Source organism: Natranaeroarchaeum aerophilus (assembly GCF_023638055.1).
In the GTDB taxonomy this organism is placed as follows: domain Archaea; phylum Halobacteriota; class Halobacteria; order Halobacteriales; family Natronoarchaeaceae; genus Natranaeroarchaeum; species Natranaeroarchaeum aerophilum.
The window spans coordinates 624,468-649,485 of record NZ_JAKRVY010000001.1; the positions used below are offsets into that span (position 1 = coordinate 624,468).

At 61.6% G+C, this 25,018-nt stretch carries 30 protein-coding genes, 2 tRNA genes and 1 pseudogene; 16 read left to right on the top strand and 17 right to left on the bottom strand.

Features of this window, described 5'->3' with window-relative positions:
- Window positions 1–139: 139 nt before the first annotated feature.
- Both AArcSt11_RS03160 and AArcSt11_RS03165 read right to left on the bottom strand, forming a co-directional pair.
- Entirely contained in the window at window positions 140–334 is a 195-nt protein-coding gene (locus AArcSt11_RS03160; protein ID WP_006087767.1) for a cold-shock protein, read from the bottom strand.
- Window positions 335–521: 187 nt separating this feature from the next.
- Window positions 522–1,214, bottom strand: coding sequence for a carbonic anhydrase (locus AArcSt11_RS03165; RefSeq protein ID WP_250594538.1), 693 nt, complete (start codon window positions 1,212–1,214; stop codon window positions 522–524).
- A gap of 90 nt (window positions 1,215–1,304) precedes the next feature.
- Here AArcSt11_RS03165 and AArcSt11_RS03170 point away from each other — a divergent pair, with 90 nt between their 5' ends.
- A complete protein-coding gene (locus AArcSt11_RS03170) occupies window positions 1,305–1,472 on the top strand; it encodes a hypothetical protein (RefSeq protein WP_250594540.1) in 168 nt (55 codons plus the stop codon).
- A gap of 3 nt (window positions 1,473–1,475) precedes the next feature.
- Here the strand turns inward: AArcSt11_RS03170 and AArcSt11_RS03175 are convergent, their stop codons facing one another.
- The gene (locus AArcSt11_RS03175) at window positions 1,476–3,290 is read right to left on the bottom strand and encodes a formate/nitrite transporter family protein (protein ID WP_434803489.1); all 1,815 of its coding nucleotides are present in this window, start codon (window positions 3,288–3,290) and stop codon (window positions 1,476–1,478) included.
- A 160-nt stretch (window positions 3,291–3,450) separates the two neighbouring features.
- On the opposite strand from AArcSt11_RS03175, the gene AArcSt11_RS03180 reads away from it, so the two are divergent.
- The 3 genes from AArcSt11_RS03180 (at window position 3,451) to AArcSt11_RS03190 (ending at window position 6,115) form a co-directional block, all read left to right on the top strand.
- The gene (locus tag AArcSt11_RS03180) at window positions 3,451–3,726 is read left to right on the top strand and encodes an acylphosphatase (protein WP_250594544.1); all 276 of its coding nucleotides are present in this window, start codon (window positions 3,451–3,453) and stop codon (window positions 3,724–3,726) included.
- Between the two features lie 82 nt (window positions 3,727–3,808).
- A complete protein-coding gene (locus tag AArcSt11_RS03185; protein WP_250594546.1) occupies window positions 3,809–5,743 on the top strand; it encodes an aldehyde ferredoxin oxidoreductase family protein in 1,935 nt (644 codons plus the stop codon).
- Window positions 5,744–5,758: 15 nt separating this feature from the next.
- Window positions 5,759–6,115: a DUF8159 domain-containing protein gene (locus AArcSt11_RS03190; RefSeq protein ID WP_250594548.1), complete on the top strand. Its 357-nt coding sequence runs from the start codon at window positions 5,759–5,761 to the stop codon at window positions 6,113–6,115.
- A gap of 9 nt (window positions 6,116–6,124) precedes the next feature.
- Here AArcSt11_RS03190 and AArcSt11_RS03195 read toward each other — a convergent pair whose 3' ends face one another.
- From AArcSt11_RS03195 to AArcSt11_RS03205, 3 genes are read right to left on the bottom strand one after another with little or no spacing between them, the layout of a single operon-like run.
- Window positions 6,125–6,496 carry a DUF8048 family protein gene (locus tag AArcSt11_RS03195; protein ID WP_250594550.1) on the bottom strand — a complete coding sequence of 124 codons (372 nt, stop codon included), beginning with the start codon at window positions 6,494–6,496 and terminating at the stop codon, window positions 6,125–6,127.
- Between the two features lie 10 nt (window positions 6,497–6,506).
- Window positions 6,507–6,767 (bottom strand): MoaD-like domain-containing protein, encoded by a 261-nt coding sequence (locus tag AArcSt11_RS03200; protein ID WP_353617685.1) that lies wholly within the window; start codon window positions 6,765–6,767, stop codon window positions 6,507–6,509.
- Between the two features lie 37 nt (window positions 6,768–6,804).
- A complete protein-coding gene (locus AArcSt11_RS03205; protein WP_250594554.1) occupies window positions 6,805–7,182 on the bottom strand; it encodes a DUF7971 family protein in 378 nt (125 codons plus the stop codon).
- A 100-nt stretch (window positions 7,183–7,282) separates the two neighbouring features.
- Here AArcSt11_RS03205 and AArcSt11_RS03210 point away from each other — a divergent pair, with 100 nt between their 5' ends.
- Both AArcSt11_RS03210 and AArcSt11_RS03215 read left to right on the top strand, forming a co-directional pair.
- Window positions 7,283–7,720: a MoaD/ThiS family protein gene (locus tag AArcSt11_RS03210; RefSeq protein ID WP_250594556.1), complete on the top strand. Its 438-nt coding sequence runs from the start codon at window positions 7,283–7,285 to the stop codon at window positions 7,718–7,720.
- A gap of 96 nt (window positions 7,721–7,816) precedes the next feature.
- Window positions 7,817–9,126, top strand: a pseudogene (locus tag AArcSt11_RS03215) (RNA-guided endonuclease InsQ/TnpB family protein).
- 87 nt (window positions 9,127–9,213) lie between these two features.
- Here the strand turns inward: AArcSt11_RS03215 and AArcSt11_RS03220 are convergent.
- Both AArcSt11_RS03220 and AArcSt11_RS03225 read right to left on the bottom strand, forming a co-directional pair.
- Complete coding sequence (locus AArcSt11_RS03220) at window positions 9,214–9,489, bottom strand: ubiquitin-like small modifier protein 1 (RefSeq protein WP_250594558.1); 276 nt, start codon at window positions 9,487–9,489, stop codon at window positions 9,214–9,216.
- Between the two features lie 54 nt (window positions 9,490–9,543).
- Entirely contained in the window at window positions 9,544–10,854 is a 1,311-nt protein-coding gene (locus AArcSt11_RS03225) for an MFS transporter (protein ID WP_250594560.1), read from the bottom strand.
- Between the two features lie 288 nt (window positions 10,855–11,142).
- On the opposite strand from AArcSt11_RS03225, the gene AArcSt11_RS03230 reads away from it, so the two are divergent.
- Window positions 11,143–11,775 carry a vitamin K epoxide reductase family protein gene (locus AArcSt11_RS03230; RefSeq protein ID WP_250594562.1) on the top strand — a complete coding sequence of 211 codons (633 nt, stop codon included), beginning with the start codon at window positions 11,143–11,145 and terminating at the stop codon, window positions 11,773–11,775.
- A gap of 294 nt (window positions 11,776–12,069) precedes the next feature.
- On the opposite strand, the gene AArcSt11_RS03235 is transcribed toward AArcSt11_RS03230, so the two are convergent.
- Together AArcSt11_RS03235 and AArcSt11_RS03240 are read right to left on the bottom strand one after the other, a co-directional pair.
- Window positions 12,070–12,143: transfer RNA gene (locus AArcSt11_RS03235), tRNA-Phe, on the bottom strand.
- Window positions 12,144–12,237: 94 nt separating this feature from the next.
- Window positions 12,238–13,611 (bottom strand): hypothetical protein, encoded by a 1,374-nt coding sequence (locus AArcSt11_RS03240; RefSeq protein WP_250594564.1) that lies wholly within the window; start codon window positions 13,609–13,611, stop codon window positions 12,238–12,240.
- A gap of 143 nt (window positions 13,612–13,754) precedes the next feature.
- Here AArcSt11_RS03240 and AArcSt11_RS03245 point away from each other — a divergent pair, with 143 nt between their 5' ends.
- Window positions 13,755–13,988 (top strand): hypothetical protein, encoded by a 234-nt coding sequence (locus AArcSt11_RS03245; RefSeq protein ID WP_250594566.1) that lies wholly within the window; start codon window positions 13,755–13,757, stop codon window positions 13,986–13,988.
- A gap of 169 nt (window positions 13,989–14,157) precedes the next feature.
- Here the strand turns inward: AArcSt11_RS03245 and AArcSt11_RS03250 are convergent.
- Window positions 14,158–14,231 (bottom strand) — tRNA-Val (locus tag AArcSt11_RS03250).
- 85 nt (window positions 14,232–14,316) lie between these two features.
- On the opposite strand from AArcSt11_RS03250, the gene AArcSt11_RS03255 reads away from it, so the two are divergent.
- The 4 genes from AArcSt11_RS03255 to AArcSt11_RS03270 all read left to right on the top strand — a co-directional run bounded on the left by AArcSt11_RS03255 (window position 14,317) and on the right by AArcSt11_RS03270 (window position 17,898).
- Window positions 14,317–14,820, top strand: coding sequence for a DUF192 domain-containing protein (locus AArcSt11_RS03255; RefSeq protein WP_250594568.1), 504 nt, complete (start codon window positions 14,317–14,319; stop codon window positions 14,818–14,820).
- Between the two features lie 42 nt (window positions 14,821–14,862).
- Window positions 14,863–15,132: a DUF7538 family protein gene (locus AArcSt11_RS03260; protein ID WP_250594570.1), complete on the top strand. Its 270-nt coding sequence runs from the start codon at window positions 14,863–14,865 to the stop codon at window positions 15,130–15,132.
- A 62-nt stretch (window positions 15,133–15,194) separates the two neighbouring features.
- A complete protein-coding gene (locus AArcSt11_RS03265) occupies window positions 15,195–17,129 on the top strand; it encodes an ABC transporter ATP-binding protein (protein ID WP_250594572.1) in 1,935 nt (644 codons plus the stop codon).
- A gap of 31 nt (window positions 17,130–17,160) precedes the next feature.
- Window positions 17,161–17,898: a creatininase family protein gene (locus AArcSt11_RS03270; protein ID WP_250594574.1), complete on the top strand. Its 738-nt coding sequence runs from the start codon at window positions 17,161–17,163 to the stop codon at window positions 17,896–17,898.
- A 50-nt stretch (window positions 17,899–17,948) separates the two neighbouring features.
- Here the strand turns inward: AArcSt11_RS03270 and AArcSt11_RS03275 are convergent, their stop codons facing one another.
- From AArcSt11_RS03275 to AArcSt11_RS03285, 3 genes are all read right to left on the bottom strand, one after another.
- On the bottom strand, window positions 17,949–18,362 hold the full coding sequence (locus tag AArcSt11_RS03275) for a DUF5790 family protein (RefSeq protein ID WP_250594576.1): 414 nt from the start codon (window positions 18,360–18,362) through the stop codon (window positions 17,949–17,951).
- A 115-nt stretch (window positions 18,363–18,477) separates the two neighbouring features.
- Window positions 18,478–19,533, bottom strand: coding sequence for a DUF7544 domain-containing protein (locus AArcSt11_RS03280; protein ID WP_250594578.1), 1,056 nt, complete (start codon window positions 19,531–19,533; stop codon window positions 18,478–18,480).
- A gap of 98 nt (window positions 19,534–19,631) precedes the next feature.
- On the bottom strand, window positions 19,632–19,976 hold the full coding sequence (locus tag AArcSt11_RS03285) for a dihydroneopterin aldolase family protein (protein WP_250594580.1): 345 nt from the start codon (window positions 19,974–19,976) through the stop codon (window positions 19,632–19,634).
- A 124-nt stretch (window positions 19,977–20,100) separates the two neighbouring features.
- Between AArcSt11_RS03285 and azf the strand changes: the two genes are divergently transcribed.
- On the top strand, window positions 20,101–20,862 hold the full coding sequence (gene azf, locus AArcSt11_RS03290; RefSeq protein WP_250594964.1) for an NAD-dependent glucose-6-phosphate dehydrogenase Azf: 762 nt from the start codon (window positions 20,101–20,103) through the stop codon (window positions 20,860–20,862).
- A 155-nt stretch (window positions 20,863–21,017) separates the two neighbouring features.
- Here the strand turns inward: azf and AArcSt11_RS03295 are convergent, their stop codons facing one another.
- Both AArcSt11_RS03295 and AArcSt11_RS03300 read right to left on the bottom strand, forming a co-directional pair.
- Window positions 21,018–21,371: a hypothetical protein gene (locus AArcSt11_RS03295; RefSeq protein ID WP_250594582.1), complete on the bottom strand. Its 354-nt coding sequence runs from the start codon at window positions 21,369–21,371 to the stop codon at window positions 21,018–21,020.
- Between the two features lie 46 nt (window positions 21,372–21,417).
- The gene (locus AArcSt11_RS03300; protein ID WP_250594584.1) at window positions 21,418–22,032 is read right to left on the bottom strand and encodes a DUF309 domain-containing protein; all 615 of its coding nucleotides are present in this window, start codon (window positions 22,030–22,032) and stop codon (window positions 21,418–21,420) included.
- Between the two features lie 93 nt (window positions 22,033–22,125).
- On the opposite strand from AArcSt11_RS03300, the gene AArcSt11_RS03305 reads away from it, so the two are divergent.
- Window positions 22,126–23,187 carry a glycosyltransferase family 4 protein gene (locus AArcSt11_RS03305; RefSeq protein WP_250594586.1) on the top strand — a complete coding sequence of 354 codons (1,062 nt, stop codon included), beginning with the start codon at window positions 22,126–22,128 and terminating at the stop codon, window positions 23,185–23,187.
- A 153-nt stretch (window positions 23,188–23,340) separates the two neighbouring features.
- Entirely contained in the window at window positions 23,341–23,496 is a 156-nt protein-coding gene (locus AArcSt11_RS03310; RefSeq protein WP_250594587.1) for a hypothetical protein, read from the top strand.
- Here the strand turns inward: AArcSt11_RS03310 and AArcSt11_RS03315 are convergent, their stop codons facing one another.
- Window positions 23,497–24,228, bottom strand: a complete 732-nt coding sequence (locus AArcSt11_RS03315) for a hypothetical protein (RefSeq protein WP_250594589.1) — start codon at window positions 24,226–24,228, stop codon at window positions 23,497–23,499.
- A gap of 85 nt (window positions 24,229–24,313) precedes the next feature.
- On the opposite strand from AArcSt11_RS03315, the gene radB reads away from it, so the two are divergent.
- Window positions 24,314–25,018 carry a DNA repair and recombination protein RadB gene (gene radB, locus AArcSt11_RS03320; protein ID WP_250594591.1) on the top strand — a complete coding sequence of 235 codons (705 nt, stop codon included), beginning with the start codon at window positions 24,314–24,316 and terminating at the stop codon, window positions 25,016–25,018.

Consider the following 25,018-nt stretch of genomic DNA (forward strand, 5'->3'; position numbering starts at 1 on the left):
GAGATCAATATAGCATCGGTCCTACTGGTGTTACCGCTCCGGCAGTACGCCCTGCAGACGCCGGAGGCGTCGTCACTGTTCGATGTGAGTCCGAAATAAAATATCGTTCGTATTCGCCGTCTGAAAACGGAGAACCGAATTAGAGTCGGGTGACGTTGGTCGCCCGGGGGCCCTTGGGGGCCTGTTCGATATCGAATTCGATGTCTGTGCCTTCTTCGAGGTCCGGACCGCCAACGTCTTCCATGTGGAAGAAAACGTCATCGTCCGCGTCGTCCGTCGAAATGAAACCGTAGCCGCCTGTGTCGTTGAAGAAATCAACGTTTCCTTTCGCCATTGCAACCAGACCGACGCCGGAAACACGGATAAGGGTTGTGATACGTGTTCAGAACTGCGGTGAATTGTAAAACACTGTGGAAAAAAGTGCGTAATAACGTGAACATTTGTTTCTCTGTGCTCTCGGAGAGAGAACCTACAGCGACAACCGACCCATCGACGGTGCGAGTTGCGCCCTATCGACCGAGCTACGGTAGCAACCGGTCGACAGCGTCGTGATACTCGGCGGGTGCAAGCTCCCGAAGCGCGGCCACGTCGGTTTCGCCATCGACGTTGACCAGATACGCGCGGCCGCGCTCGTCGGTGTAGACGCCCTGGAAGTCGTAGACGAAGCCGTAGACGGTCTCGGTCTCCGGTACGTCGTCGCTCTCCAGCAGGAACTCGATCTGGCGGTCGACGTTGTACTCGACGAGCTGGTCGACCAGACTCACGTCGCGGTCCGCGTCGACCCGCTCGTCGTCCAGTCCGGCCTCGACGACGGGAACGAGCAGATCGACCCATTTCTCGATTCCCGGCGGAACGTCCCCGGCTCCGTGCTGGACGGCATCGAGGGCGGCAGTCACCGCGCCACAGCCGGTGTGGCCGACGACGAGCGTGACGTCCGTTTCGGTGTTGACCATCGGATACAGCAGGCTCCCATCGACGACGCGCTCGCCATCCTGAATGTCCCAGACCTGATTACCGATCGTGCTCGGGGTGAACAGCCAGCCCGGATCCTCGACGTCCCACATCCCGTCCTGTGGCACCCGCGAGTCCGAACAGCAGATCGAAACTGCGGCGGGCTGTTGTGCGTCCTGTACGGCGTCAAAGTGGTCGTCGTGAAGCGATTCGACGTGGCGGGCGTTGCGTTCGAGCAGTTCTTCGAGTGACGTGTCCGGCATATGTGCGGATGTGATGCGGACGGGTTTTTATGTACCGATTCGCGTAACGATTCGGCGGGGATTAAGCCATCCCGACGACTACCTCCCGCCATGCCCACCGAAGATAGCTACGAATGTGACGCCTGCGGTGCATCCGTCCCGGTCGAGGACGCTATCCGGTCGGAGACGTACGGCGATCTCGATCCGACGAAGTGGCAGACGCTGAACTGTCCGCAGTGCAAGGAGCGGCTCGCGACAGTGTATGTGGGCGATGAGTGAGCGCTAGCCGAACAGTCGTTCGCGAAGCGATCGGCGAGAGGGCCGCTCGGCCAGCAGGACCGAGCAGTCGACCTCGTTGACGACATCGAAGTGAAGCGAGTCGGTAACGAGGCGGGAGAGCAGGCCACGTTCGGTCGCTCCAAGCAGGAGCAGTGTCCGCTCGTCGGCCTCGCGTTTGATCGCTCCTTCCACGTCACCGGAGTCATCGACGATGATCTCGGCATCCTCGAGATCGTGGTCGATGGCCCACTCACCGATGAAACGCTCACCGTCGTCGCGCTCGTCGGGCCCGTCAACGACGTGAAGCACCGAGACCGACGCGCCAGCGACGGACTGTAACATGTTCGCGATCTCGGCACTCAGATCGGAGTCCGGGCCACCTGCAGTCGGCAGGAGGATCCGGGAGGGATCCAGTCCGCGATCCTTGACAACGAGGAAGTCACAGGGCAACTGGTTGGTGAGCTCGGAGATGGGCCGCTCCGCACGCGCATCGCTCCACAGTCTGTCTTCCTCCCAACCCAGCAGTACGAGATCCGGCTCGACGCGCCGAGCCGTGTCGAACACCTCCTCGAATGACCGGTTCGTGATGATGCGGGACGTGCTGACGTCGACATCGTAGTCCTCGGTCCGTTCCGTGAGATCCGTCATCAACCGTTCGGACTCGTCGGTGATATTCTGGTGTTGGCCGGGGCGTAGATTCCTGGAGCGACCGCGCGGGGTCTGCACGATGTGGACCAATTGAACGCTGGCTCCCTCCCGGCTACTGGCGAGGCGACACGCGAAATCGACGACCGGTCCCTCTGTCCGTGGGTTCGCGATGGGGACGAGAATCTGGAACTCGCTTTCCTCATCACCGATCTCGCGCTCTGCGCTGTCCAGAATCGGGACGTAGGAGCGACCGGCGAGGCGGCCGAACAGCCACTCCCGAACGGTTAGTCGTCGCTCGATCCCGTCGAACCGGGCGGATTCGAGCCGGTTTTCGCTGGTCTGGAAGTAGTTGACGATCGTTACCAGCGCGACGCCGCCGATTGTGTTGCCGAGCAGGACGGGAACGACTATCCCGGTGACGCCGGGGAGTAGTGCCAGCTCGCCATGGAAGATCAGGTACAGCACTTCGGTGTAGGTGACGACAACGTGAAAGAGTCCTCCGAGCGGGATCCCGAGGAATGCGAGATACGTAATAACGATCCGGGAGATCGTATCACGAGATGCGAAGCCAACCCAGACGACACCCGCAACGATCAGACCGGCAAACACGGCCTTGAAAAAGAGCGACCACCAGCCGACCTCCATCGCGTGTCGAGAGATCTCCAGCGCCTCGGTCGCCGCGGCAGGGTCGAACACGCCACCCCAGGTGAGCACGATGGCACCGATCGTCCCGCCCGCGAAGTTCCCTGCCAGCACGATCGTCCAGTGACGGAACAACGCCGGAATCGATGCGAGGCGTTCGAGCGTGAGCGTGACCGGGGGCAGCGTGTTCTCGGTGTAGAGCTGATAGCCGCCGATGATGATATACAGGAATCCGAGCGGGTAGAGCAAGGAGGCGACGAACTTGCTGTCGGTCGTCGCGGAGACCGATGCGTACAGGAGAAATGTAATCGTGATCGCGAAGCCAGCAGCGATCCCACTGAAGAACAGTTCACGCCCGCTGGCAGTGATTTCCTCGTCCGCGGCAACGACGATTCGCTGGTATACCTCGTCCGCCGAAAATCGGTCGTGAACGGCCTCGCCGACGGCGGGTGCACCCATATGTGACCGTTCGACTGTGTCGTTCCCATGAGAGTCTGGATCGTCCCTCTCCGGAGGTCGCATTGGCATAGCTACTGCCACAGGGATCCTTGAAGCCTGTCATATGCTGCCGAACATCGAGTACGAGCGCGTGATGGTAACCGACACGCCGGGGATCGGTACAAAGTATTGGAGACGGTGAGCTGATACAGCCCCCGGTCGTTTTCGTGTCCGCTGTGGAACTCCGTCTATGACCGAAGCGCGCGCTCACATTTTTGTCGAAGGCGACGTTCAGGATGTACACTTTCGAGACAATGCACACGAGACCGCCCGCGCACACGACATCGAAGGGTGGGTTCGGAACCTCGACGACGGGCGAGTGGAAGCGCTTTTCGAGGGAACCGAAGAGGACGTCGAGGCGATGATCGAGTGGTGCGAACGCGGTCCGATCAAAGCCGATGTCACCCACGTCGAGGTCGAATACGGGGATCCGCAGGGCGACCTCGAGGACTTTGAGAAGCACTAACAGTAGCTACGCTCCTCGAAATGACGACTTTCTTGACCGAATCATTAAGTGGACAGTCTCCGATAGTACGTTATAGATAATTATGACAGATATGGGCGGATTCAACGACCACCTGGCGCGGGTCGACCTCGGCGAGGGCGAGGTGAACTACGAGGCCATCGACGACGAGGACGCGAAAAAGTACATCGGTGCCCGCGGGCTGGGCGTCAAGTACGTCTTCGAGCAGGGCCCGGACGTCGACCCCCTGGGCCCGGACAACCTGATCGCGTTCATGAACGGGCCGCTGACGGGAACCCAGACCACGATGAGCGGACGGATCGCCGTCTGTACGAAATCGCCGATCAGAGGCCAGGTAACTGACTCCCATCACGGCGGCTGGTCGGGTGCGCGCCTGAAGTGGGCGGGCTTTGACGGCCTGCTGTTCGAGGGCAAAGCCGAGGAGCCGGTGTACGCCTACGTCGAGGACGGCGAGGTCGAACTCAGGGACGCCTCGCATCTGTGGGGAAGCGGCGTCCACGAGACCGTCGAGACGGTCGAAGACGAGATCGACGGCCAGTACGGCAAGAACCTCTCGATCATGGCGATCGGGCCGGGCGGCGAGAACCAGGTCCGGTACGCCTGTATCGTCAACGAGGACGACCGGGCCTCGGGCCGCGGCGGTACGGGCGCGGTAATGGGCTCGAAGAACCTCAAGGCGGTCGTTGTCAAGTCCCAGACCAGAATGCCAAAGCCCGCGGACAAGGAGACGTTCCGCGAGGGCCACAAGCAGGCGATGCAGCTCATCCAGGAGTCCGACGTCACCCGTCCCAACGAGGGCGGGCTGTCGGTGTACGGCACCAACGTCCTGATGAACCTCACCGAGGAGATGGATGGCCTGCCGACCAAGAACGCGAAGTACACGTCGACCCGGTCGATGCGGGAGTCCGAGGGCGGCGACCTCGACGCCGAACTGGTCTCGGGCGAGCACGTCCGGGAGAACATCCTCGTCGACGAGCCGACCTGTCACTCCTGTCCGGTCGCCTGCAAGAAGGAAGTCGAGGTCCAGACCCAGCACAAAGGCGAGGAGCTGAACGTCCGGATGGAGTCCTTCGAGTACGAGTCCGGCTGGGCACTCGGCCCGAACTCCGGACAGACCGACGCCGAGGCGACCACGGTGATGATCGACCGCTGTAACGACCTCGGCATCGACACCATCGACGCGGGCAACACCATGGCGATGGCCATGGAGATGACCGACGAGGGGAAATTCGACGACCTTGACGATGGGCTCGACTGGGGCGACACCGAGGAGATGATCGACATGCTCGGTCGGATCGCTCACCGGTCGGACGACCTCGGCGATCACCTCGCTGGCGGCCCGGCACACCTGGAAGACGAGTTCGACGCCGAAGAGAACTCGCTGGCGGTGAAAGGCCAGACGATGGCAGCCTACGATCCACGGTGTATGAAAGGGATGGCGATCGGCTACGCCACCTCGAACCGCGGGGCCTGTCACCTGCGGGGGTACACCCCCGCAGCGGAGATCCTCGGTATTCCCGAGCAGGTCGACCCACACGATCCCGAGGGGAAAGGCGAACTCTGCGCGCTCTTCCAGGACCTGCACGCCATCTCGGATTCCTTTGACATCTGCAAGTTCAACGCCTTCGCCGAGGGGATCGAGGAGTACGTGCTTCAGTACAACGGCATGACCGGCCTCGACGTCACCGAGGACGAGCTGATGGAGGCAGGCGAACGCATCTACAATCTCGAACGCTACTACAACAACCTCGCCGGCTTCGACGGTGCGGACGACGACCTGCCCGGCCGGTTCGTCGAGGGCCACGAGGACGCCATCCCCGCACAGGGCGGTAGCGAGGGGCAACTGGCCGAGCTCGACCAGCTCAAAGACGAGTACTACGAGGTCCGCGAGTGGGTCGACGGCGTCGTCCCGGACGAAAAGCTCGACGACCTCGGCATCGATATCGGGCCCGGCACCGGCGTCTCCGCGGGCGACTCGGCGGCACCGGCGGACGACTGATCGGTTTCCATATTTATGAACGAGACGGACGACTTCGAGTTTCGAGTAGAGTCACGCCTCACCAGCCACGGCGTCTACGTCGACGAAGTAACCGAGACGGCCGACGGCTACGAGGTCAGCTACGAGTCCATCGCCGCCGAATCCGAAAGCGTCGTTCCCCATCGCGAGGTCGGCCGGGTGATCAACGTCTTCCGCGACCTGCACGAGGATGACTGGACTGGCGCGGATATCGACGCACTCGTCACCGACTTCGAGGGCAACAAAAAGGGCCACTGGTACGTCGAGGCGGAGTGGATCGACGAACTACACAACGGGAAGTTGACCGAAATAGAGTTCTCCGAGCGTGTCGTCGACACGATCACCACCCCCTGAGCAGCCGCGTCACGGCTGGGCGATCGCGACCGGTTCCCTGATCTCGACGCTCGTCTCGAACTCATCGAGTCGGTCGAGTGTGCGACCGTCCCGGAGGAACTGTGATTCGTGTGCGCGTCTGAGCGCGTCGGCCTCGCGGTCGGTGAGACCGAGTTCTTCACCCACCCGCGCCCAGTGACCATCGGACGCAAGGAAGTAGGTCCGCCCATCCGTACCGTCGATTCCCTCGAACTGTCTGGCGTACTCGACGCGCTGGTCAACGAGCTGTTGCTGGGCCCGTTCGAGGAGTGCTGAGAGCTGGGAAAGGGTGACACTGGCGCGCGCGCCGGCGAGCAGCACGGTCTGGCCCTCGATCGGATGCGTGCGCTCGGAATCGGTCATGCGTCCGGGATCAGCCCCCGGCGCGGACCGCCTTCTGCGAGAACTTCTTGATCAGGGGATCCAGCGTCTCCGCGCGCTCGCCCTCGAACGTGACGGTGGTTTCGGTGAGCTTCATCGACGGCCCGATGCTTACTTTCGATTCCGAAAAGGAGGCGCACCAGTCCTCGCCCTCGACGGTCCGGTCGTCGACCCGCTCGCCGCCGAGGTTCTCCAGGTAACCGATGAGCGCTCGGGCGGAGACGCCGCGATAGCTCCGTTCGCGCTCGACCATCACCGGGGCACCCGACATGCTGCACTCGCTAAAACCGTCACGACGAGCCCCCACCGTGACGGATCCCGTCGTCGACGATCCGGGCGTTGCGCTCGCGGTCGATCCGATCGGCCAGCTCGTCGTGGTCGTAGAGCTGGTGGATGACGGCGGCGTGCAAATCCCGCCACCCCATCGCGTAGATGGGCGATTGGCCCCACGCGCGCAACTCGACGACGTACTCGTCGTAGGCTTCCCACCGCTCCTCGAAGTGGTCGAGTATGTCCACAACCGTCCCTACGGCGTCGTCGGCGAGCGCAGCGTTGAGTTCGCGTTCCCAGCCCTCTATCGCTCGACCCATGTCCTGTTTCGTTTCCTCGCCATCTGCGGGCAGTGCGTCAACGATTCCCTCGGGGATGTACAGCTCGATCTCGTCCATACGGACACTGTGGGGCTGTCGACAAGAAAAGATACCGCCGTTCGGCTGACCGAAGATGTTCGGCCCAAACCGCTTCGCAGTGGGCGTGCTATCTCGTTGTATGGGGGAGACACGACAGCGCACTGGCGAGGCGGACGACCGCTCGAATGCCACGTCCGAAACCACCGTCCAGGTTCGCTGTACCGGACACGTCCGGTCGGCAATCGGAACCGGTCGACTGGAGTATCAATTCGAGGGCCGAACGCTCCGGGAGTTCCTCGACGCGTTCTTCGCGGAGTACGACGTACGGGACATGCTGATCGCCGACACGGAAGCCGAGGCGACGACGCGGGGCTGGGCACCCCAACTCGACGAGCTCCCGGGCACGTACGCGAAAAACCCCGAGGGAGAGCAGACCAGACGGTATGCACGGGTCGTCGTCAACGGAACGTTCAACGAACATCTCGACGGGCTCGATACGAAACTTCACAATGGCGACCGCGTTGCGCTCGTTTACAGCGGATCGAGGCGAAAGCCCACCGCTTTAGCGGTGGGATGAGGCCGACAACTGGGAATCGTTCAACGTTCGTAGCTCCAGCAGGATATTCAACATCAAGTACCAATATTTATGTAAGTAGAAGTACTATGCTTACGTATGTCGAATCAGGTCATCACGCGGACACTCAAAGCGAGTATCCACAACCACTCGCAAGTCAGTGACGACCTCGATTCGCATGGCTTTGCCGCGTCGAAATTGTGGAACGTCGGGCGGTGGACAATCTCGCGTGTCTGGGACGCTATCGACCACATTCCAGACGCCGACGAACTGTGTTCGCACCTCAAAAATCACGAACGCTACGCAGACCTGCACAGCCAATCTAGTTCGTTCGAAAGACGAAGTCTTTCGTGATGCCAAAAATCTGCGATTTTTGAGCACAGCGAGTTCTTCAGGAACTCGGTGAGGCGTTTGTCTCGTGGTACGAACAGGACGACGCAGACGCGAACCCACCCGGCTACCGCAAACACGGTGATGACCACCCCCGCTCGACGGTAATATGGAAAAATCAGGGCTTCAAACTCGATACCCAGTACAACCGTGTTCGTCTCTCGAAAGGAACGAATATGAAGGAGTCGCGCTACGCGGCTGACTACATCCTCTGTGAATACACACTCCAGACAGACGACCAAACACTCGACGCTGTAGAGAGCGTCCAGACGGTGCGTGCTGTCTGGACTGGCGACGACTGGGAACTCCACTTCGTCTGCAAGCTGCGGATTGAGACCCCTGAGACCCCTGGTGAGAAGACGGCGGGTGTTGACCTCGGCATCTGTAACACGGCGGCTGTCTCTGTCGGTGACGAAACCGTATTGTATCCGGGCAACGCCCTGAAGGAAGACGCCCACTACTTCCGACAGCAAGAATACGACACGGAAGGCGAGAATGGCCCGAGCGACCACGCAACGTGGGCACGTCGGAAGAAATCCCGGCGACAAGAACATTTCCTGCACGCGCTGTCAAAAGACATTGTTGAGCAGTGTGCTAATCGTGGTGTTGGGACGATAGCAGTCGGTCATCCGAAGAAGATCCGTGAGGATGAAGATTGGGGCCGGCACGGGAACAAACGCCTGCACGACTGGGCGTTTGAAACATTGCTCAGTCAGATCGAGTACAAAGCTGAGGAGTGTGGAATTGAGGTTGAACGGGTTGATGAGTACGAGTTGGCCACGTCGATAACGTGCTGTGAGTGTGGAATGAAAGCAGATTCAAACCGGGTTGAGCGTGGGCTGTACGTCTGTGAGAACTGCGAGCTGGCCGCCAATAGCGACCTGAACGCGGCAGAGAATATGCGAGCGACGGTAACTCCGAGTCCTGGGAAGGATAGGAGTAACGGCTGCTTGGCACAGCCATCGGTACGCCTGTTCGACAAATCAACGGGCAGAGTACGCCCACAAGAACAGGTGTGACCGTAGACCCGAATATCCCACCGTGGGAATCCCACGGCTTTAGCCGTGGGAGGATGTCAACCGTTCATCTACTGCTGTTGAGTCGAGTCAGCCGCCGGCGACCGGCGGGAACGCGCTGATCGTATCGCCGTCGTCGAGGCCCGTCTCCATCCCGTCCATGTGCGCGACGTCTTTCCCGTTTTTCATTATCGTGATGTACTCCCGCGGCGTGCCGTCCGCCTCGAACACCTCCAGCTCCGGGTGCTCCTCGGCGAGCTCGCGGAGGACGTCGCCGACAGTCGCGCCGTCGGGAGCCGTCCGACTGAGCGTCTTCTGGCCGAGTGCTTCCCGGAAGCTGGCGAACGAACGAATCTCGATCTCCATACGCAATGCTGGCACTACAGGGATATAAAACGAATCGAGCCGGATGCTGCGGCGTCACGTCACCTTGCCGACCAGCGGGACTGCCCGACGGGGCGTGTTGACCTCGTCGACCTGCGTCAGCACGACCGCGACGCCGATACCGGCAAGGGCAGCGGCAAAGGCGAACGGGACCACGAAGCCCCACGCAACGAGTATTCCGGCCAGAAGGGGCCCCGCGGCGACGCCGAAGCCGAAGGCCATCGTGAGCACCGAAAGCGTCGATCCGGACTCGTCGTCGGGCGCGATGTCACCTGCGAGTGCGAGGGCGGGAGCAAAGACCATCGCGCCGGCAACACCCTGCAGGAATCGTGCGGTGAACATCACCCACGAGTCCGACAGCCCCCCCAGTGCGAGGTCGGGGATGAGACCCTGAACCAGAGTCGTCGGGACGAGCAGTATGGTCCCGGCGACGATGAACGCTTTGCGACCGTAGAAATCCGTGGCGCGCCCGATGGGTGCCTGCAGAAAGATCTGTGCGAGGACGAATGCGGCAAACTGCAGGCCGAACATCTCGGGACCCTGGTTTAGCTCGGTGTTCACGATATCGCCAAGCGTTGCGAAGACGGCGATTCCTACGGCCATAAAGAAGGAGACGATCCCGAGGGCAAACACCGGATCGAACAGCTGTGTGCCGGTTCGGTCGAACACCTGAAAGCTGTCGAGTGCGGACCCCTCCGGCTCGCTGGGCTCGATGTCGGGATCGCGGATCAGTCCGAGCACGAGGACGAAGGCGAGCGTCGCCGTCGACGCCGCAAAGTAAAAGGCGGCGTCGAAGCCGGTGACCGAGAGCGTCGTCGCGCCGAGCGGGATGGAGTACGGCCCCGCGGCGACGACACCCCCTGCAGCGATCGGGCCGACACCAAAGCCGACCAGTCGGAAGGTGTTGTACGTGCCCATGTTGCCACCGCGGTTCTCGTCGGTCGCGAGATCGTTGACCAGCGCGACCGTCGTCGGGATGATGAATGCGCCGGCGACACCCTGGAAGACGCGTAACACGATCAGGTGCCAGTACGTGGACGCCAGTGAGTACGCGAAACTGGCGACAGCGATCAGGACCAGTCCGAACAGGACGTAGATTTTCCGTTTCCCTGTCCGGTCCGAGAGCCGCCCGGTAAACGGCTGGAGCGGGCTGTTGACGAACCCGAAGATCGAGAGGACCAGCCCGGTGATGAACACCTCGGTCAGCCCGAAGGTGGTACCTGTAACGAACTCGCTGGCGATGAACAGCGGTAGAACGACAATGAGAAACGAGTTTCCGACCGACTCGGACATCCGCGCGAGTGCGAGCGCGAGCACTTGTGGATTGACGCCGAGCAGGTTCCTCATCGATCTGCGTACTCTGTCGCGGTACTCTTGGAAGGCAACATTCCGTCTTGATTGAACGGATGGACGGATGCGACATGGGTGTTTGGATACCGGGCTCTGTAACCGGTATTGTTCTTTCCTCGCACAATAATGGAGGTGAGGAGAGATGCCCAGATGGAGAATACGATGGCCTGAGTGGTCTCAGGGCCACTAATAAGTTCACTAACCGCGTACCGCTCTGAGTTGTAGTCTACTATATTGGGGAGAAAGCACAATTCTTTAATATGCCGTGGACATATTATCTCGTGTATGGCAACACAGACTCGAACGATTGGCGCGTTTGATTACGACTGGGAGTACTCCTCACGGGTGTCGGTTCTGTTCGGCATCTTCGGAGTCGTTGCGGTCGTGGGGTGGCTCGTTAGCATCATGCTGACAGCCATCCATATGTTCGCGATTCCCGCAATACCCGCCGACGCACCCGTGCAGGGCAGCATCGAAGTTATCACCAGCCAGTGGGCCTACGTCTTCGGCATTCCGCTGGCAACGCTTGGTGGTGTGTACTATCTCGGTACGCTCGGCCTGACGCTCTGGTGGTTCGACACCCGCCACCCGCTGATCATCAAGATCCTCACGCCGATCACGGCAAGCGGCGTCGCGTTCTCCGCGTACTTCGTCTACCTGCAGCTGGTGCCGATCGGCGAGATCTGCCCGTTCTGTATGGTTTCGGCGAGCGCGACGGTCATCCTGTTCGGGCTCGAACTCGCGATCCTCAGCAAGAGTTCGACGCCCGGGCTCTCGGAGATGTCCTCGGATCTGCCCCGACTGATTGGCGAGACCAACCTCGCCATCATCGCCTTCCCGATGCTGATCGGCGCGATGACGATTCTGGGGATGTTCGTGGTCCCGATGCTGCCGCTGCCCGACGTCGTTCCGTTCTAACTGTTGAGGCTGGTTGCAGTTCTGTGTTTTTCTGTGGTAATCTACTCGTATCGACAGCCACAGAGATTTTATCCGGCGATTGACCGCTAATGGGGTCCAATCCTCTAATTAGCTGCATACCTGCAGCGGTAGGTCAATACTGTGAAAGAACCATGCCGCCTCCCGGAGTGTGAACTACGTCCGAGAACCTGCTCGCTTCGCTCGCAGAACCTCGGTCTAGTTCAAATCCGATCGGATAGATTTTCACTGCTCACAGTGCAGTCGCTGCGCTCCTTCACGTTGTTCGCAGGAAAATGCCGCCTCCCCGATTTGAACGGGGGACAGCTCGATCTTCAGTCGAGTGCTCTCCCAGTCTGAGCTAAGGCGGCCCACCGTGCGGTGTATCACTAACTCTGTCGATGGAAGGAAAAAGGATTTCGAATCACGGCTGGCGGGCTACCACACCCCACGGCTTGCCGTCGATCAGTCGAAGTACTCGAATTCGTAGCTCTCGGCGACGGATGGCAGGGTCTCCGTCGGATCGTCCCGGAGATCGTCCCAGTCAACTCCCGAGACAGCATCCCGATGAAGTCGTGTGGTCCCCGCCTGTTCCATATCATTGGTCCCCGAGGTCAGCCAGGACTCGATCTCGACATCGAGGACGTGGTACTCGCCGGTGAACAGGGCCTCGAAGACGTCGATCGCGAATTCGGCAGTCGCCGCCTCCGTCCGGTCCGCAGCCGACGAGAAGACGGCCCGCTGGCGAGCCGCCAGATAGCCCAGTCGCACCCGATAGCCGTCGGGGTGAGCCTCGACCTCGACCGGGTCGTCCAGCCAGCGCTCGAAGACGGATGGCGTCCCGATTAGCGGGAACGTGTCCTCCGCGATGCGGATCGCCTCGTCTTCGGTCAGCGCTGGTCCCTCGGGCGAGTCGGGCGTGAACAGTACCTCCTCACGCTGAAGTGGTGTACCGTCCTCGGCCGCCCGGACGGTGACTTCGACGGTCGTCTCCTCGACGATTCGGGGATCGAGGTCTAGCTCTGGCGCGACCAGTGTTTCGGCCGCGAACGTGTCGGTCTCGACGGAGGTTCCGTCGTACGCAGCGACGAGTTCGTACTCGACGTTCGCGCTCGCCTCGGTGATATCGAGGCTGTCCCCGTCTCCACTCTGATCCGCAACGCGGAGCGAGGCCGTCCGCTCGAAGGTGTATCGAACCGTCTCCTCAGCCAGTTCCCACTCGCCGTCCGCTGTCTGGAGCCTGATTTCGGCATCGCGATCCTCCCTGATCGGTGGGTCGAGGTCGAGGACGAGGTTGTCGACCGTGCGGTCGGCCTCGAACTCGTCGGTTTCGACGCGGCCCGATCCGTAGTCGACGACAAGGGTGTACGGAGCGTCCGCGCTCATCTCGTCGATGATAAACTGCTCGCCCGTCCCCTGCTGTTCGTGCACAACGAGCGTCCCCTGGGGCACCTCGACCTCGTACTCGAACTGGTGGCGGATCACCGTTTCGTCGTCATCTGTCGTCCGGAGCAACGCAGTGATGGCCGTATCCGATTCGAGTGGCGGATCGAGTTCCAGTTCGAGGTCTCCCGCGATCTCGTTGGCGGCGAACGCGTCCGTGGTCGTCGATCGACCGTCGTACCGGAGTTCGAGATAGTACCCCGTCGACGCGGACATCGCCGTCACCCTCACCGACCGACCGTCGCCCGTCTGATCGGGCACGCTGACGTAGCCGTCGTGGGAATCGGTTCTCGCTCCCGCCGATGATTCGTCATCATCCTCGCCACCGATACAGCCCGCCAGGAAGGCGACGGGGACGGCGAGTATTGACCGCCGGTCGGTCGGAGTGGTACACACGTTCCACGGTATGGAGTATCAGCGAATCAACGTATTTGCCAGTTACTGTCTCGAATACTACAAACCCGACGAGTGCAGTACGATGGGTGTGTAATAACTGGTATCCACTGGATATATATGTCTGATACAAATAGTGTGTTGCCGTGAGTGTACTCAACTCCTTTGGCGCACTGGTGAGCGGTCTGATCGCTGCGGCAGTGATGCTCGTGTTCGCAATCCTGAGCGTCTTCGTGACCGTCTTTATCGTCGACGCTGCCGCCGCAATCGGCGGGCTCTCGCCGAGCGACGATTACGTCGTGCTCGGGGCTACACTGATCGCCTCCGCAGCCATCGTCGCTGGCGGTGCCGGGTTCGCGACGCCCGAGGACAACACATAAGCGAAACCGAATTTTCCAGGCGGAATTGATGATGAGTAGTGATTACTGGGTTCGGGCGGGTTCGAACCAGACCCAGACGTGCTCGCTTCGCTGCGCGCGACTGGCAGGGTTCGATCCCGCCGCTCACGTCTACGATTTACTCCTCACGTTCGTTCGTCGCAAAATCGAGTGGGTTCGGGCGGGTTCGAACCGCCGACCTCGGCCTTGTAAAGGCCACGTCATAACCAGCTAGACCACGAACCCGACACCGGAGAGAAGACTACCCACGGGAATAACGCTTTCTTTCTCAGTCGGTACGCTTACCCTCGCGCCGACCGATACCGATTCTATGGGCGACAGTCGTCTCCGGGTCGCGTTCTCGCTGACGCTTATCGTGCTCGCGTTCGTCGGGCTGGGACTCTACGCCAGCCAGATGGGTCTGTTTCCGTGGTCGGGCGAGCACTCGGAGGCGACGGTCGAGATCATCGGAGAGGACGACGAGACGCTCGCAGTCGTCGACGCCGAAGTCGCGGACACTCGCTCCGAGCGACTCACCGGGCTGAGCGAGCACGACTCCCTCGATGCAGGCGAGGGTATGTTGTTCGTCCACGACGACGAGGATGAACGAACCTACGTCATGCGGAACATGTCTTTTGGCATCGATATCGTCTTCGCTGATTCGGACGGCGAGATCACGACAATCCATAGCGCACCCGAACCGGGGCCCGACGAGGACGGCGAGGACCAGGAGTACAGCGGGACGGGCATGTACGTCCTCGAAGTGCCGGAGGGATACATGGCCGAGCAGGGTGCGGGTGTCGGGGACAGGATCGAGGTCGAATACCACGACTAACGGATCGAAACGAATAGGCACCGCGTGACGTGAAGAACGTCTATGACCGAGACGATAGACGCGCTCACCGAACAGGACGGCTGGCAGCGCGAGGGCTTCGCGGCGCGGGTCCACTACGAGGGCGCGGGCGAGTACTACAGCATCGAGTACTACGAGCCGAGCGACTGCGTGCTCTACTGGAAGGTGAAAGGCGACGGTGAGACCGCCGTTCCCGTGGGACGCGAAACGGTCCCAACACCGCTTCGCGAGCGGATCCGACTGGATCTCGACGCTGCAGGGATTGACCCGGATGTCGAGGCGAGAACTCTCTAGAAAGCGGCCAATCTCCCGGTGCTGACAAACCCTTTTGAACCGGTGTCTGCTAGTTCGCTCGAATGAGCGGCGTCGACTGGGACGAGGACGATCCTTTCGAGGAGCAGCGGGACAAGATCGAGAATCCGATGAAGCGGCTATTTAGTGAATACGGTAGCCAATACAAGTTCCAGAGTACGGTCGGGATCATCACCAGCATCTTTGCGCGGCTTCTCGACCTCTTGCCGCCGATCCTGCTCGGGGTCGCGATCGACGCCGTCTTTTTCCAGGAGGTTGGCTACGCCGAGGCGTTCCCCATCGGTGAGTCACTCATCGCGCCGATCGCGCCTGCAACACAGGACGGTCAGTTCTGGCTCACAATCGGGCTCATCGCCGGTTCGTTCCTCCTTGGGGCGATCTTCCACTGGACGCGCAACTGGGGGTTCAACTCCTTCGCCCAGAACATCCAGCACGACGTCCGGACCGACACCTACGACAAGATGCAGCGGCTGAACATGGACTTTTTCGCCGACAAGCAGACCGGCGAGATGATGTCGATCCTCTCGAACGACGTCAACCGGCTCGAACGCTTCCTCAACGACGGGATGAACTCCTTTTTCCGCCTGATAGTGATGGTGTTCGGGATCGGCTTCCTGCTCTTTGCCTACAACTGGCAACTCGCGCTGGTCGCCCTGCTCCCGGTGCCGCTGATTATGGTTTTCACCTATCTCTTCATCAAGATCATCCAGCCCAAATACGCCGCCGTGCGCTCGACGGTCGGGAACGTCAACTCCAGACTCGAAAACAACCTCGGCGGGATTCAGGTAATCAAATCGAGCACGACCGAAGACTACGAGTCCGAGCGCGTCGACGACGTCTCGATGGACTACTTCGACGCCAACTGGGACGCCATCGAGACCCGCATCAAGTTCTTCCCCGGCCTGCGCGTCATCGCTGGACTCGGCTTCGTGATCACCTTCATCGTCGGTGGACTGTGGGTCTTTCAGGGCGCTCCGGGACCCTTTACTGGTGAACTCCGGACCGGGACCTTCGTCGTCTTCATCCTCTACACCCAGCGCTTCATCTGGCCGATGGCCCAGTTCGGACAGATCATCAACATGTACCAGCGTGCCCGGGCGTCCTCGGCACGAATCTTCGGGCTGATGGACGAGCCAAGCCGGGTCGAGGAGGACCCGAACGCGACCGACCTGACCGTCTCTGAGGGGCGCGTCGAGTACGACGACGTCACCTTCGGCTATGACGAGGAGACGATCATCGACGATATCGACTTCACTGTCGAGGGAGGCGAGACGCTTGCGCTCGTCGGACCGACTGGCGCTGGCAAGTCGACGGTCCTCAAACTCCTCTTGCGGATGTACGATGTCGACGACGGAGCGGTTCGGGTCGACGGTCAGGATCTCCGGAACGTCACTCTTGACAGCCTCCGGAAATCCATTGGCTACGTCAGCCAGGATACGTTCCTGTTTTACGGTACTGTCGAGGAGAACATCCGTTACGGCACCTTCGACGTCAACCGAGACGACGTGATCGAGGCCGCGAAGATGGCAGAGGCCCACGAATTCATCCAGAACCTGCCCGATGGCTACGATACCGAAGTCGGCGAACGCGGCGTCAAACTCTCGGGTGGCCAGCGCCAGCGTCTGTCGATCGCGCGGGCGATTCTCAAGGACCCCGAGATCCTGATCCTCGACGAGGCGACCAGCGACGTCGACACCGAGACCGAGATGCTCATCCAGCGCAGTCTGGATCGACTCACTGAGGATCGGACGACGTTCTCGATCGCCCACCGCCTCTCGACGATCAAGGACGCCGAAACGATTCTGGTCCTCGAAGGCGGGCGGATCGTCGAGCGCGGCACTCACGAGGAACTCCTCGGCAACGACGGGCTCTACGCCCACCTCTGGGGCGTACAGGCAGGCGAAATCGACCAGCTGCCACAGGAGTTTATCGAGCGCGCCGCGAAACGACAGGCCCGAACCGAGACCGACGACGACTGATTATTTATCTTCGCCCACACAACCACCGGGCGTGCAACTGAGCGACGCTACCTGGACGGATGCCGATGCGAGCGACGCCGATGTCGCCATCGTGCCGATCGGCAGCACGGAACAGCACGGCCCCCACGCACCACTGGGCACCGATGTCTTTACAGCCGAGGCGGTCGCTGAGGCCGGGACGGAGGAGTACAACGGCGAGGTCGTTCTCGCCCCGTCGATCCCCGTGGGGATCGCCGAGGAACACCGCCAGTTCCCCGGGACACTCTGGGTGAGCGAGGATACGTTTCGCTCGTACGTCCGCGAGACGGTGTCGAGTCTCGCCTATCACGGCTGGGACCGGATCGTCCTCGTGAACGGGCACGGCGGGAACGTCGATGCACTCCGGGAAGTCGCCGCGACGATTACGCGTCACGACGACGCCTACGCCGTCCCGTTCACCTGGTTCGAGGCGGTCGGCGAGCACGGTTCGGACATGGGCCATGGCGGCCCACTCGAGACCGCGCTCTTGCGTCACGTCAGCCCGGAGCACGTCGACGAGGGGCGAATCGCGGAGGCGCGAGCGGGGGCCAGCGAAGACTGGGGCGAGTGGCAAAGCGGCGTCAATCTCGCATACGACTCGGCGGAGTTCACCGACAACGGTGTCGTCGGTGATCCGGGCGAAGGCGACGCCGACCGCGGCGAGGAGCTACTGGATCTCGCGGCGGACGCGCTTGCGGACCTACTGGAGACCGTGGCGACTCGGAACGTGGAACCACCGGAAGACAAGTAGGGTTCGGCAGTCGCTACTCGACGGTTCGGCTGCTCGGTCGGCGATGACGACTACTCCTCGTCGTCTGTGCCGTCGCTCTCGGCATCTTCGAGTGTGCTCTTGAGATCGGGGATCGTCGCCGTCAGGTCGCCGACCTGCTCGCTGGCGTCCTCGATCGTCTCGATTAGCTCCTCGACCTCCGCGATCGCCTCCTCGAGATCGTCGGCATCGTCGAAGGCGTCGGCCCGCTGGCCCATCGTGAACCACTTTTTGGCATCGCGGAGGTGGTCGGCCGCCGCACCGACGTCGAGGGCCGAGCGCAACCCGTTGAGCACACCGAGCACGTTGTCGCCCTCCGCCTCCCAGACTGAATCGCTGTCGGGGAGTTCGGCACGTGCATCCGCGAGCGACGCCTCGACGTCCTCGCGCATCTCCGAGGCCGCTTCGCCGAACAGTTCGTCGTTGTCGAGCGTTGACTGGCTCATATCACTACTTCAACCCGACCGCTGTTAAAAAGTTGCCCGAAAGTGAAAGTGAAATCAGTCAGTCTGGGTCGTTACTCGTCGGATCTCGTCGACAGCTGAGTTGCAAACCGGTCTATCACGTGCCGAGCCCAAGCTGGCTCTCACGGGCACGTTCGCGCTGGTCTGGCACCAGATCCAGTCGGTCGTCGACATCGCCGAGCACGAGCAAGGCGTAGTATCGCAGATAGCTCTGGACCGGTACCTGCAGGACTGCGCCGATGACCGTCAGCAGTGTCAGCCCGATCACCGCGGCGACGATGACAAGTGCCAGTCCCGCGCCCGACGTGACCCCGATCCCTCCCACGATAATGATCGTTCCGAACACGACGGCGAGCGCGAGCGCGATCAGCCCCCCCGAGAAGACGAGGACGGTCGCAACCACGGCGGCGAGGACCAGTCCAAGCACATACTGCACGACCACAAAGACCACGAACTCGACGGGTTGGGCCCGTAACGCTTCCCAGACTCGCTTCCATCCCGAGAGAATCCCCCGGTCTTCCTGTATCATCGCGGGGACGACGAAGTAGGTCGTCAGACTGCTGATCACCGTCGTCGTAAGAACAACCAGCGCACCCGCGGTCCCAGCGTACACGAGCGCACGGATAAGCGAGTCGGCAATCCCGAGTTCTAGGGCAAGCACCGCTATTAGGGCGACAAACGCCGTCGAGAGCAGACCGAGCGCGATCCGGAACGCGAGCAGGGAAAGGCCCTGTTTCCAGCGTCGTGATGTGTACTGCCTGATCGTTACGTCGCCGCTCCGGAGCGACTCGACGAAGACGAACTCGGCGATTGACGCGATTGCCGCAAACACGATGGCGATCAGTCCGAGGACCGCGGCTGCGATGAGCAGCGCCAGCAACAGCTCTTCGGGGATCGCGCCGAGCCCGGTATCCGCAACACCCGCTTCGGCGAACAGTTCTTCCATCGTGACCTCATCGGCAGTCGGCCCGCTGTAGGTCGGGTCGAGCGTCGGAGGGACCGGTGGGACGTTCGCCGAGAGGCTGATTCCCCCGCCGCTGAGCACGAAGACGACGACCGAGAGTTTGAGGATTCGACCGGGCGAAAACGGCGTCATAAACTCCCGTGTGAGATCGATCGCGTCGCCGACGGAACTGACCGCAGAGAGACTCATAGGAAAACCTTACAGATCCAGCCTAAAATACGCTGTCGGAGACTGCTTGCTTCGTGGGTCGCTCACTCCCCGCGGCGAATATCGTCGACGCGGGTCGCCTACTCCCCGCGACGAATATCGTCGACGCGCATCAACGGATACCCATCCTCCATCGCCATGCTCGTGATTACCTCGCTGTCCTCGTACTCGATGACGATTTCGACCTCCATGAACTCGCCCGTCAACTCGGTGTAGCCGTGGTCGATCGCATCGTCAAGCGCTGATTCGAGAATGTCGACCGTGACCGTGCTGGCGTGGGGCTGGTTCTCGATCGATTCCTCCATCGCGCGTTCGAGGCTGGCCGCGCTCTCGGGACGCACCGGCGTCCCGGCGAACTGGTGATACAGCGTGCCGAACTTGATCCCGGCCTCGAAACACGCCCGTTCTCCGACGGTCGGCTCCATACACCCACTCACGACGGGGGAGACTAAAACGTCCCGAACACACCGAGTAGGGCCTGTGACAGTCGACTCGGTGCTCGGAAGAAATCGCATGGTACTTGACCCCGCTAGACTACTGGGCAAACGAATGGACGACCCCGTACTACTCACCGGCGCGACCGGACGGGTCGGTACTGCGATCCTCGACGGCATCGGCGACGACTACGAGTGGCGCTGTCTCGCACGAAGCCCACCCGAGGACGACCTCCCCGGCGAGTTCGTTGCCGCGGATATCACCGACGAAGACGCAATGAACGACGCGATGGAGGGTATCGGCGCAGTTATCCACCTTGCTGGCGATCCCCGCCCCGAAGCCCCGTGGAGTAGCGTGCTGGAAAACAACATCGACGGCACAAAAACGATTCTGCAGGCGGCTGTCGACGAGGGTGTCGAGAAGTTCGTCTTCGCGTCCTCGAACCACGCTGTCGGCGCGTTCGAGACCGACGAGCGTACACCCGAGATGTACCGGACACACGACGAGTTCCGACTCGATGGCACCGAGCTCCCGCGGCCCGGAAACTTCTACGGTGTCAGCAAGGCAGCAGGCGAGACGCTCTGTCGATATTACCACGACCATTACGATCTCGACGTCGTCTGCCTGCGGATCGGCAACCTCACGAAGAACCACCCACCGATCGACTACGAACGTGGACAGGCCATGTGGCTTTCCCATCGCGACTGTGCCCATCTCGCCGAGCGCTCGCTCGAAGCCGACTACGACTACGAGATCCTCTATGGGATCTCGGACAACGATCGGAAGTACTACTCTCTGGAGCCCGCAAAGGAAGCGATCGGCTACGAACCACGGGACAACTCCGCGCAGTTCGACGGGAAAGAGCGCGTCGATTGACCTCCGCTCCCGGCATCGGATTCGGAGTGACCGTGCTTTCTGACTCCACAACCAGCGGTCCGGAGAGGAGCCCTTCAAGCGTGATGTGGCCCGAGTCCCGAGATCATCCGTTTACGTACTGCATCGCGGTCGAACCGCACAGTGTCCGGACCCGGTTAGGTTGCTAGCTGGAACGTGAGCTGAATCATGATCGCGTCGTCGTACTCGAACTCCGTCCCTCGACCGTCCATCGTATCACGCTGTTGCCGTGTCGACAGGGTATCGACTGCAGGAAACAGATCGTGACAGGTCTCCTCGAACTCGTCGACGAGAGTCAGAGTTCGGTCGGTCTCCTCGAACACCTCGGAGACCCACTCCTGCTTTGTCTCCTGAATACGTGCCGTATCGACCTGTCCAAAGGCGTCCTCGAATGCTGTGCGTAGCTCCTCGATAGTCTGCTCGTTCCAGTTCGTCTCGTCCGGCACGTCAGCGTCGTCGGGAAGGATGACGTGGAGGCGACAGCGTGTCATACGATGGAGTTGCTGTCGGCCGGGGGTATACCTGACGGAGCTACCGTTATTCGAACAGCCCATCGACGTCCCGCTCTCGTCCGCGACGACGGTCGACGTGCCCTTGCAGACGCTGATAGACGATCCCTCTGTTCTCGTGGTCGCCGACGAAATCGAGCACGAGCGTCAGGAAGGTAGTCTCCGCCGTGTCGAGCTCTTCCCGGGCATAGCTCACGGCATCGTCCACGACCGCCTCGTCCCAGTGCTCCCTGGCGTCGGCCAGCACGGACGCCGCGACGAACGCCGCATCGATGTCGAGCTCAGCCAGCTCGAGTGTCACGCCCTCGTAGCTGAGTCGGGGTGGTGCCTGTCGTTCGATCAGCGCGGGATCCTCCGCGAGCGTGGCGAGGTACGTTCGGATCTCGGTGAGGACGACACCGCGATAGGGATCGGACAGCCCGTCGAGATAGTCCAGTGCGCTTTCCGCGAGTCCCGTCGCGCCGGACCAGTTTCGTTCGGTCGCGTGGTAGATCGCCGCAGTGAACTGGATGAGCCCGTGGAGGAACCGCTCGTCGTCGGTGCTGTCGTCCAGTTCGAGCCAGCGCTCCTCCCACGCATCGTGGGCGGCGTGGTACTCGCCGTGGTTGTAGATCGCGATCCCGGCACGTAACTCCGCGTCCATATGGACGAGTAGATGCGGAGCGGTGTAAACGTCCCGCAGCGGGCCACGCCGAATAAGCGGGATTTTTAATCCGGGACTGCATCCGACCCGTGTATGCGCGTCGCGATGGTTACGTTGGAGACAGTCCACCAGCGCGACGCAGCGTTACAGCGGCGTCTCCACCGGCTCGCACAGACGCTAATCGGGCGCGGTCACGACGTTCACGTCTTCTGTGCACAGTGGTGGGACAAGAAGATCGACACCTTCGTGCGCGAGGAGATCACGTATCACGGGGTCGTCCGGTCGGTCGAGTCGACGCGTGGCTTCCTGCTGGGGTTACCGCTCGCGATCAACAGCTGTGATCCCGACGTGGTCCATGCTGGGGCAGCGTATTCCCCGGCAGTTGCTGCCGCGAGCGTCGGGGCAACGCTTGCCCGCGTTCCGTTGCTCACCGACTGGTACGATCCGACGGTCGGCGACGGATTTCTTGCCCGCCGTGGGCTGTCAGCGTCCGACCGAATCGTCACGCCGTCGCGACTCGTTCGCACCCGGCTACGCGAGCAGGGTGCAGACGCCGACCGGACGGGAGTCGTCCCGAACAGCGTCGACTTCGATCTGATCCGCGAGACCGAGCCTGCCGACGAACGCCATATCGTCTACGCACGGGATCTCGATGCGGGCGCGAACCTCGAAAGCCTGCTGCTCGGGCTGGCCGAACTCCGCGAGTTCGACTGGTCGGCGACGGTGATCGGGGACGGTCCACGTCGCGACGAGTACGAGCAGCAGGCTCGCGACCTGCGGATCGACGACCGGATCTCCTTCGCTGGGGCGCTCTCTCGGGAGGAGCGGGTCGCCATCTACCGGAACGCACACGTCTTCGTCCAGACGGCGCGGCAGTGTCGCTTCCCGACCGAACTGCTGTGGGGACTGGCCTGTGGCTGTGTCGGTATCGTCGAGTATCACGTCGATTCGAGTGCTCACGAACTCGTTGAGGGGCGCGAACGCGGGTTCCGGACCACCTCGGAGAGCGAACTCGCCGACGCCATCCGGGAGGCTGGCGGAATGGAGTCACGAACGATCGACGAGGAGTTCACGGGCTTCGATCGCGGGACAGTCGTGGAACAGTATCTGGACCTGTACCGGGAGCTTCGGAAGCAGTACGGCATTCTACGCTGAACAGCCACACGACCACCTCGTTCGCGCGGAGAAGGAGTTGAACGAACAGTATGGACCACCTCGAAAGCTCACGCCGCACCGTTCAATCCGTAGCTGAACACCGCCCTTCCGAATGACACAAAATATAAACCCGACCAAGGAATATAAGGTATTATGATGCCAGACTGCCCGCGGTGTGGAACGCGGATGAGTATGGACGACGAGACCACGAAACTCGTCGAATATCGCTGTACGGTCTGTCACACGCGCGAGGTAGAACACAGAACGGGCAGCCAGTCGCTCCGCCAGGGCAGTCCGGACGTCGCCTGATCAACTATTCTTCCGGTGTGTATCCAGCGCTTCGTCGAGCGTTAGCTCCCCCGACGCGACGCGTCGTGCCAGCGCCTCGTCGATCGTCCGGTTCTGTTCGGAGCGCTCGCGCGAGCGGTTCTTGATCACCTGTAGCTCCCCTTCTGTCGGCTCGAACTCCCGGTCGTCGATCCGCTCGCCCTCGATCCGGGCGATGTTTACTGCGGCGAGCACGTCGCCCATTCCTCGCGCACCGGTTCCAACGTACGGCGTCGTTCCCGTTTCATCGACCAGTTCCACGGATACGTCGAGTTCGTCGACGATCCGGGCGGCCTCGATACGGGCACCGTCGCCGATTCGGACGATCGGGTCAGTCACACCCTCGATCTCCTCCCGAACCGTCTCGGCAGCCTCACTCAGTGGGACGTGATATGCACTTACGACGATCTCCCCTGCGAGGACGGCGATTCCCGGCTCGATGCCGGGATCGATTCCGACAACCAGTCGACCTCCTGCGTCTCGTAACAGGGCCAGCGCCGCCTCGACTGTGCGGCGTGGCTCTCCGGGCGTCGCCGTCACCGTCTCGCATCCGGGGTCGATGCTGTCTACGGTTTCGGCGTCCGTGATGACAACCGCTGCGGTCTCGGGCAGGTCGTCGGCCGGCTCGACGGTCGTAAAATCGACGTTCCGGTCGCGAAGCTCGTTGACGACGCCGTGGTACACCTCGAAATCGCTCGTTGCGACGACAATCACTGGTCGATCGTTCGCTCTCCCCCGAGTTAACTGTCACGTCGCACGGACCGGGAGCTTTTTGCGGAAACCGGCGAAAGGATCGAGTGTGAACGCAGGTACGCCGATCCCGACGGGCTGTGAGTCGGTCGACGAGTTGCTCGGCGGCGGCTTCGAGCGCGGCACCGTCACACAGCTGTACGGCCAGCCCGCGGCTGGCAAGACGAATCTAGCCCTCGCCGCCGCGGTCGAAGTCGCCGCAAGCGGTAAGCTGGCAGTCTACATCGACACGGAAGGGCTGTCGGTGGACCGGTTCCAGCAGGTGCTGTCGGGCCGGGTCGACGACGAGCGCATCGAGGAGGTCGCCTCGAACGTCGTCATCGAGAGCGCTTACGACTTCGAGGAACAACAGACCGCCGTCCGGGACGCCGCGGAGTTTGCCGACCGGGCCGACCTGATCGCCCTCGACAGCGCAACCGGCTTCTACCGGCTCGAACGCGACGAGGCCGACGAGGGGGACACGCTCCGACAGGTCGCCAAACAGGTGACGCATCTGCTCTCCCTGGCACGAAAGCACGACCTTGCAGTGATCGTTACGAATCAGGTGTTCGCCGACCCCGACAGCGATCAGACGCGAGCACTGGGCGGGAACACGTTAGAACACTGGACGGGGACGGTACTCAGACTGGATCGCTACAGGGGCGGAAACAGACGTGCCACGCTAGAAAAACATCGTGCGAAGGCCGCTGGCGAGACGGCTCAGTTCCGAATCAGCGAATCCGGGCTGGAATCGGCGGACGGACGGACGCCCTAG

Bases quoted from the DNA above. Each gene is read 5' to 3' on its own strand.
- AArcSt11_RS03160 (WP_006087767.1), bottom strand. From the start codon at position 334: ATGGCGAAAGGAAACGTTGATTTCTTCAACGACACAGGCGGCTACGGT.
- AArcSt11_RS03165 (WP_250594538.1), bottom strand. From the start codon at position 1,214: ATGCCGGACACGTCACTCGAAGAACTGCTCGAACGCAACGCCCGCCAC.
- AArcSt11_RS03170 (WP_250594540.1), top strand. From the start codon at position 1,305: ATGCCCACCGAAGATAGCTACGAATGTGACGCCTGCGGTGCATCCGTC.
- AArcSt11_RS03175 (WP_434803489.1), bottom strand. From the start codon at position 3,290: ATGCCAATGCGACCTCCGGAGAGGGACGATCCAGACTCTCATGGGAAC.
- AArcSt11_RS03180 (WP_250594544.1), top strand. From the start codon at position 3,451: ATGACCGAAGCGCGCGCTCACATTTTTGTCGAAGGCGACGTTCAGGAT.
- AArcSt11_RS03185 (WP_250594546.1), top strand. From the start codon at position 3,809: ATGACAGATATGGGCGGATTCAACGACCACCTGGCGCGGGTCGACCTC.
- AArcSt11_RS03190 (WP_250594548.1), top strand. From the start codon at position 5,759: ATGAACGAGACGGACGACTTCGAGTTTCGAGTAGAGTCACGCCTCACC.
- AArcSt11_RS03195 (WP_250594550.1), bottom strand. From the start codon at position 6,496: ATGACCGATTCCGAGCGCACGCATCCGATCGAGGGCCAGACCGTGCTG.
- AArcSt11_RS03200 (WP_353617685.1), bottom strand. From the start codon at position 6,767: ATGGTCGAGCGCGAACGGAGCTATCGCGGCGTCTCCGCCCGAGCGCTC.
- AArcSt11_RS03205 (WP_250594554.1), bottom strand. From the start codon at position 7,182: ATGGACGAGATCGAGCTGTACATCCCCGAGGGAATCGTTGACGCACTG.
- AArcSt11_RS03210 (WP_250594556.1), top strand. From the start codon at position 7,283: ATGGGGGAGACACGACAGCGCACTGGCGAGGCGGACGACCGCTCGAAT.
- AArcSt11_RS03220 (WP_250594558.1), bottom strand. From the start codon at position 9,489: ATGGAGATCGAGATTCGTTCGTTCGCCAGCTTCCGGGAAGCACTCGGC.
- AArcSt11_RS03225 (WP_250594560.1), bottom strand. From the start codon at position 10,854: ATGAGGAACCTGCTCGGCGTCAATCCACAAGTGCTCGCGCTCGCACTC.
- AArcSt11_RS03230 (WP_250594562.1), top strand. From the start codon at position 11,143: ATGGCAACACAGACTCGAACGATTGGCGCGTTTGATTACGACTGGGAG.
- AArcSt11_RS03255 (WP_250594568.1), top strand. From the start codon at position 14,317: ATGGGCGACAGTCGTCTCCGGGTCGCGTTCTCGCTGACGCTTATCGTG.
- AArcSt11_RS03260 (WP_250594570.1), top strand. From the start codon at position 14,863: ATGACCGAGACGATAGACGCGCTCACCGAACAGGACGGCTGGCAGCGC.
- AArcSt11_RS03265 (WP_250594572.1), top strand. From the start codon at position 15,195: ATGAGCGGCGTCGACTGGGACGAGGACGATCCTTTCGAGGAGCAGCGG.
- AArcSt11_RS03275 (WP_250594576.1), bottom strand. From the start codon at position 18,362: ATGAGCCAGTCAACGCTCGACAACGACGAACTGTTCGGCGAAGCGGCC.
- AArcSt11_RS03280 (WP_250594578.1), bottom strand. From the start codon at position 19,533: ATGAGTCTCTCTGCGGTCAGTTCCGTCGGCGACGCGATCGATCTCACA.
- AArcSt11_RS03285 (WP_250594580.1), bottom strand. From the start codon at position 19,976: ATGGAGCCGACCGTCGGAGAACGGGCGTGTTTCGAGGCCGGGATCAAG.
- azf (WP_250594964.1), top strand. From the start codon at position 20,101: ATGGACGACCCCGTACTACTCACCGGCGCGACCGGACGGGTCGGTACT.
- AArcSt11_RS03295 (WP_250594582.1), bottom strand. From the start codon at position 21,371: ATGACACGCTGTCGCCTCCACGTCATCCTTCCCGACGACGCTGACGTG.
- AArcSt11_RS03300 (WP_250594584.1), bottom strand. From the start codon at position 22,032: ATGGACGCGGAGTTACGTGCCGGGATCGCGATCTACAACCACGGCGAG.
- AArcSt11_RS03305 (WP_250594586.1), top strand. From the start codon at position 22,126: ATGCGCGTCGCGATGGTTACGTTGGAGACAGTCCACCAGCGCGACGCA.
- AArcSt11_RS03310 (WP_250594587.1), top strand. From the start codon at position 23,341: ATGATGCCAGACTGCCCGCGGTGTGGAACGCGGATGAGTATGGACGAC.